The sequence below is a fragment of the Stieleria tagensis genome (genome assembly GCF_024129865.1).
GTDB classification, from domain to species: domain Bacteria; phylum Planctomycetota; class Planctomycetia; order Pirellulales; family Pirellulaceae; genus Stieleria; species Stieleria tagensis.
Genome location: NZ_JAMYFE010000084.1, coordinates 1 through 5,807, shown reverse-complemented (window position 1 = coordinate 5,807; position 5,807 = coordinate 1). Strand labels below are relative to the sequence as shown.

Sequence of the window (5,807 nt, the reverse complement as noted above, 5' to 3'; positions counted from 1 at the left end):
GAATCATTCTGACGCGGATCGACGCCCCACCACACCGCGTGCGATGGTCGAAAAAAATCAACGACTGATTCACAGAAACAGCATTCTGTTGCCCGACTGAAGAATGACGAATCCGTATGCACCACCGAAAACTCAGCGAGATGAACAAGGCAAAGGACCACGCCAGCGCTTTGCATCACTTTCGCTGTTTGTATTCGGCGCCTGCCTGACGCTCCCCGAACTGTACGCAAACGCGCCAGACCTATCGCAAAACCCGATCGGTAATCTGATGGGCTTGGTCATTCTTTTGACAACGGCGGTCTCTGCGTGCACGGAGTGGTTTCCCGGGGGTTTGGCATCGCGATTGGCGGTGCCTGCTTTTGCGTTTCTCGCTGTTGTTTCAGTCGTTATTGTTGTCCGCTTTGTCCTCGCATTCGTTCCGATCCTTTCAGCGCCGTGGGCAATGCGACATCCCGGCGTCGTCCTCGGCTTCGTTTTCTCGCTGTCGGCGATTGGGTACATTGCCGCAAAGTGTTGGCGGTGGATTCTTGCAAACGCCGCTTTGAACGAGTCGGTAACCAAGAGGAGTTTGACACCGCGTGAATGAGTGGCTGTGTTGGAATTGGTTCTCTTCAAGAGCTAACGTGTGGCTGGAGACTTGTGCGGACGAGCCAATTCTGCAGATTGGGCCTATCTCTTGGGGCCGTTACAACGTCAACTGCCCGATCGCGGTGACGTCAAACCTAACCCGACAAGAACCTTTCGTACTCAATTGAACTTCATGAAACAGTCGTTCACCATCTTGCTTGCCACAGGATCCTGCGCGATTGCAGCGACATTCCTTGCTTGGATATGGGGCGGACAGCAAGAAGATGTCGGAACTGCGATTGGAGGCATCGTCGGTCTTGTAATCGCGAATGGAATGGCCGTTCGGGTTCGCAGATCAAGAGTAAGCGGTGAATTGGGCAACGAACAATCGTCCAACTCCCCATCCTGCGAGTTAGGCTTTGCTTACGGCATTTTTGCAATCCTGTTCTTTGCTTTGGTAGGATGGCTAAGTGGTCATCTTCACGGCCATGGAGAACTTGCCGGGATCGTCTGCGGCGGGCTGGGAGGTTATATCCTTGCGGTTCTCATTCCTGCAGTGCATCGCTCTTCATTTTTGGCAGCGGGAAGGAAATTGCAACTCGCGATTTCCGGTGCTGCATTTGTAGCCTTGGTCTCCGTCGTGTGGGCGATGTACCAGCACGAATTCATGTAGTGGACAGGCAGGCAACCGTTAGGAACTTGGCATCCCGTGAAAACACGGCGGTGTTGACATTGGTTCTGTTGCAGGATCGAACAGGGATAGCCATTTGAGCGGACCAGCCGATGCTCCAATTCTCTGTTCAAGAAGGCCGGTGAGGTGACCTGGGTTTTGGGGGCTACCTCACACCGTGCGTTGGGGCCTGGCTTGCTCGATTCCGCTTGTTCGCCACACCCCACACCGCTGGCGATGGTCTTGGACATGCGCCAAGGTCCCTTGCGGCTGCGTGCGTGGCGAATCGCTTGACGACGTGGAATGCCCAGCCGAATCAAATTTCGCGCGACGCCACTTGTTGGTGTGGAGGATTTATCCGACCGAATCGATCCGACGGAATCGAAAGGAGGAAGCGTCATGCTTGGTCGGATAAATCCTCCACACCAACTAAGCATCCGAAACGAGGGGTGGTCATTGATCGCATTGTTTGGATCAACATTGATTCTCCGTGCCTTGGTGGCTCCGTGAGAGTGATTGGTCCGGGGGCTCACACAGAGGCACGACGGCACAGAAGACGCTGAAGTCAGCTGGCCGTGGATCGGATCCTATGCCTGATCGTTTAGAGTCACGCCACAGAAAATTTTGACGCGTGTGATTTGACTCCCCCTCTGACTAACCTAGGTTTCGTTCGGGTCCGCTCTGGGCGGCGCCCGTTCAACTTTAACGACTCGGGGGAGTTCGACCACCATGTTAGCCAATCGCTTCAGGAGCGGCCTATTAGTCGCCGCATGCGTTTTTTCCGTCCCGGCAGTCGCCTGTGACGACTGCAACAAATGTAACGGCACCGGTGAATGCATCACCACGGTTCAGGTTCCCTGCACCGTGATGAAGACGGTGACCGAAACCTGCTACCGCGATGAAGAACGCGTCGAAACAGTTTTGGTCGACAAAACCATCACCGTTGAGAAACAGGTCCCCTACGAATACAACGCTTTGGTTCGTGTCAAAAAAGTGGACGAACAAGAGATCGAAATCAAAACGCCTAAGTTTCGCTGGGTGGACCAGGAATACACCATCACGGTCCCAGGCAAAGACACCGTGACCCGCGTTCGTAAGCGCACCGAATGCGTTCCGGTGGAATGCCCCGACGGCACGACTGAAATGCAAGAGGTTTGTGTCGAGGAGCCTTACATCTGTGAAATCGGCATCATGGTGCCGATCAAAAAGACACGTAAAGTGAAGGAGTACTTTACCAAGACAGAGAAGAAGACCGTCAAGCATCCCTACACGACGTTGGAATACCGCAAGCGATCTAAAACGGTGACCGCGTTTGTACCTGAAACGGTGAAAGTCGAACAACAGCGTGTGTGTACGGTCAAAGTCCCTTACACGGTTGAAAAACTGGTTCCGGTAACGGTGATGCAATCACAGCAGCAAACCACACCCTGCGATTGCGGCTGTAGCAGCTAATGCTGCGTTGCAGTTCACTTTTTCTTTTGACGTTTCCGCCCCATGTGCTCGAGCGCTTGCATTTCGGTGGGCTGTCCTTGATCACCGCAATGTGCCATCCATCGATCCAGTTCGGAGCGCAATTGGCGTTTGACAGAATCGTATTGCGGCTGGGAAGCCAAATTCGTTAGCTCCAGCGGGTCCGCCTGAACGTCGTACAATTCGATTTCCGGACGAAAGCGGTAGCGTTTAACTTTTAGCTGGGCGTCTGCATCGCCCTGTTTGGCCAGTTTGATCCAGCTCTCGAACTCTGGCGAATTGGTGCACGCATTTTGAAACTCCTGGTCTGGGGTGAAGTTCCAAATGTATTTGAACTGTTCACTGCGAACTGAACGGATTCCAAAGTGATCAGAGCCGTTGTTGATACCTCGTGTGGTCATTTCACCAAACACAAATGATTTGTGTTGCTGTTTCCCCCGCAGCACCTGCAACAAACTCTCTCCGTCCAACACGTCGGCCGGAGTGCCGCCGGCAACTTGAACAAAGGTCGGCAAGAAGTCGACGTATTCGATCATGGCGGGGTTCACCGTTGCCGGTTGAACCTGGCCCGGCCAACGGACGAGACAGGCAGATTGCAATCCATTGTCGTAACAAGTCCATTTGGCGAACGGCATCGAACTGCCTTGCTCGCTAACCACCACGAGCAATGTGTTTTCGGCCAATCCATGTTTGTCCAAAATCGCAATCGCTTGCCCCACTTGCGAATCAAAATACGTGATCTCGGCTAGATACCGAGACATACCCTCACGTGTTTCCGGGGTGTCGACAAAATACGGCGGCAATTGAATTTGGTCGACGGGATAGCGTGACGCGTCTCCTTTGTTCCAAGGCGTGTGCGGCTCGTTGGAACACAGCAGCAGACAAAACGGCTGGGCGTTGCTTTTGCAATCCGCGACAAACGCATCGACTTTGGCAAAGTCCGGATTCTTGGCGTGGGGGATTTCTTCCCAATCAAACACCGACGCCGGGCTAACGTGCGACTTGCCGCTATGGGCGACGCGGTAGCCGAGCGGCTGCAGATACTGAACGACGCTCTCAGTATCCGGTGAAACGTGGGTGTGATTGGGATAGGCACCTGTTTTAACGGGATATTGTCCGGTGTAGATGTTGTGCCGTGTCGGCGAACACATGGGCGCGGCTTGAAAGCACCGCGTAAATCGCATGCCTTGCTCGGCAAGCTTGTCGATATTTGGCGTGTACGCTTGTCCGCCATAACAACCGATATCGCGGAACGTACAGTCGTCTGCGATCACAAACACGATATTTGGTTTGTCAGCGGCGAAGGCCCGGTCGGCACTGGCCCAGAGGGCGAACGATGACATCAGGAGGGCGCTGAAGCAGCGGAGGATGACATGCATGCGAGAGGGATCCGAGTGAAGACCAAGGAACAAAAAAAGGGCTGGCCCTCATCCTTGAAGGTCAGCCCTCGTCTTTGTCATTTGGAGCACAAGTCACGGCACGTCCATGGCCGAAAACGTGGTCACCGAAATTAATGACAAAAGTTGGAAGGTACTTTCCCTGTCGCAAATCCGGGGTTTGACTTGCCGGCAATCCAATGGCGCCGTCTTCCAGGAATCGACAATTGCACAATCCTGTGCAACTGCTTGAACAAACGCGTCATGCGCCAGTTCAACTTGATTATCAATGTGTTCGTGTTAACAACACCGTCAGTGACCTGGCGGCTGCCCCGAGTGAATCGGGTGCGGATTGGAAGTGCTAAGCGAAATTTGATTTCGCAAAGTTGTTTGTCGGCTCACGACAAAACGTCTCCCGCGGAAGAGTGAAAAGACAAAAAGAGCTATCGAAACGAAGAACATCTTTTCCACGTCCGAAGCGTGCAGGAATGTGGCGACCTTCGAATCGAATGTCAACAACAAACTTTGACGTCTATACAGTGTAGTGAAGAACCGATGAACATTCGGTCGGGAATTTCCGACTCGAAACTCGTTCAAATTTTTTTCCGACAACTTTGCTCGGTCCGCTGCACCGGATCAATCGGAACGATGGGGCTGTCGAACGATTTTTTGTCGCTGCAACAACACACCTGCGGAAGTTGTTAAGCTATCGCGACAGGTGTCGAAAATCCGTGCAGCTACGTCTGATCAAGGACGAATCCCAGAGTGGACGAGTGTGAGAGCGAATCCAATCAGCGTTTGTGGAGTCACCAGTACGTTGCGCAAATGCGACAACTGCTGGGCACGGATGTGTGCCGCAAACTAGCGATCTTTGAACTGCCGGAAGATTTTTTGTTGTCGGTGGTCGTTCCTGTCTTCAACGAAAGCGGCACCGTAGCTGGCGTGGTCCAACGGTTGCGCGCAACCGGTTTGCCAATGCAAATCATCTTGGTCGACGACGGCAGTAAAGATGGGACGTTCGAAGCGATCAGCGGAATGGGTGACGATCCGCACGTGATCATCGCTCGCCACGATCAGAATCGAGGCAAAGGGGCAGCGATTCGCACCGGTTTTGAAAAAGCAACCGGCGATGTGGTGGTGATTCAAGATGCTGATCGCGAGTACGACCCTTCGGATTTCCGCTACTTGCTACAACCGTTGATTGCCGGTGAAGCCGACGTGGCCTATGGCACGCGCTACGGGCACTATGATCGCCAATTGTCGCCCTGGTGGCACCAAAGTATGAACGGCTTGATCACCTTGCTGGCGAGCATTGCCATCGGAATCCGGCTGAGCGATGTTGAAACCTGTTACAAGATGGTACCGCGAAAGCATTTGGAACCGATTCTGCCAAAGCTACAGGAGTCTCGGTTTGGCATCGAAATCGAGTTGACAGCGCGGCTGGCACGACAGGGACTGCGCTTCACCGAACGGCCGATTCGCTATCAACATCGCTGGTACGATGAGGGCAAGAAGATCGGCTGGAAAGACGGGGTCGGTGCATTGTGGTGCATTCTGAAATACGGCGTCTTTCGCTTCTAAACGCTGCTGCTCTGTTGCCGGAAGTTGAAGCAGCCGCATTCGCCTAAGCCATTGTTTTTTGGCAACCCGAAGCGTCAGTTTTGAAGTTGCGCTAAACAGTCACTTCACCTCAAACGACTCAGCAAATTGCTGCTTCGATCTCT

General features: G+C 53.3%; 4 protein-coding genes. 3 read left to right on the top strand and 1 reads right to left on the bottom strand.

Annotated elements, in window-relative coordinates; all coding sequences use genetic code 11:
• The first annotated feature begins 760 nt into the window (after positions 1–760).
• Together NHH03_RS19680 and NHH03_RS19675 are read left to right on the top strand one after the other, a co-directional pair.
• The gene (locus NHH03_RS19680) at positions 761–1,240 is read left to right on the top strand and encodes a hypothetical protein (protein WP_253158830.1); all 480 of its coding nucleotides are present in this window, start codon (positions 761–763) and stop codon (positions 1,238–1,240) included.
• Positions 1,241–1,966: 726 nt separating this feature from the next.
• Entirely contained in the window at positions 1,967–2,689 is a 723-nt protein-coding gene (locus NHH03_RS19675) for a hypothetical protein (protein ID WP_253158828.1), read from the top strand.
• 14 nt (positions 2,690–2,703) lie between these two features.
• Here the strand turns inward: NHH03_RS19675 and NHH03_RS19670 are convergent, their stop codons facing one another.
• The gene (locus NHH03_RS19670) at positions 2,704–4,077 is read right to left on the bottom strand and encodes a sulfatase family protein (RefSeq protein WP_390895597.1); all 1,374 of its coding nucleotides are present in this window, start codon (positions 4,075–4,077) and stop codon (positions 2,704–2,706) included.
• A gap of 771 nt (positions 4,078–4,848) precedes the next feature.
• Between NHH03_RS19670 and NHH03_RS19665 the strand changes: the two genes are divergently transcribed.
• Positions 4,849–5,664 carry a glycosyltransferase family 2 protein gene (locus NHH03_RS19665; RefSeq protein WP_253158826.1) on the top strand — a complete coding sequence of 272 codons (816 nt, stop codon included), beginning with the start codon at positions 4,849–4,851 and terminating at the stop codon, positions 5,662–5,664.
• The last annotated feature ends 143 nt before the right edge of the window (positions 5,665–5,807 follow it).

Bases quoted from the DNA above. Each gene is read 5' to 3' on its own strand.
- NHH03_RS19680 (WP_253158830.1), top strand. From the start codon at position 761: ATGAAACAGTCGTTCACCATCTTGCTTGCCACAGGATCCTGCGCGATT.
- NHH03_RS19675 (WP_253158828.1), top strand. From the start codon at position 1,967: ATGTTAGCCAATCGCTTCAGGAGCGGCCTATTAGTCGCCGCATGCGTT.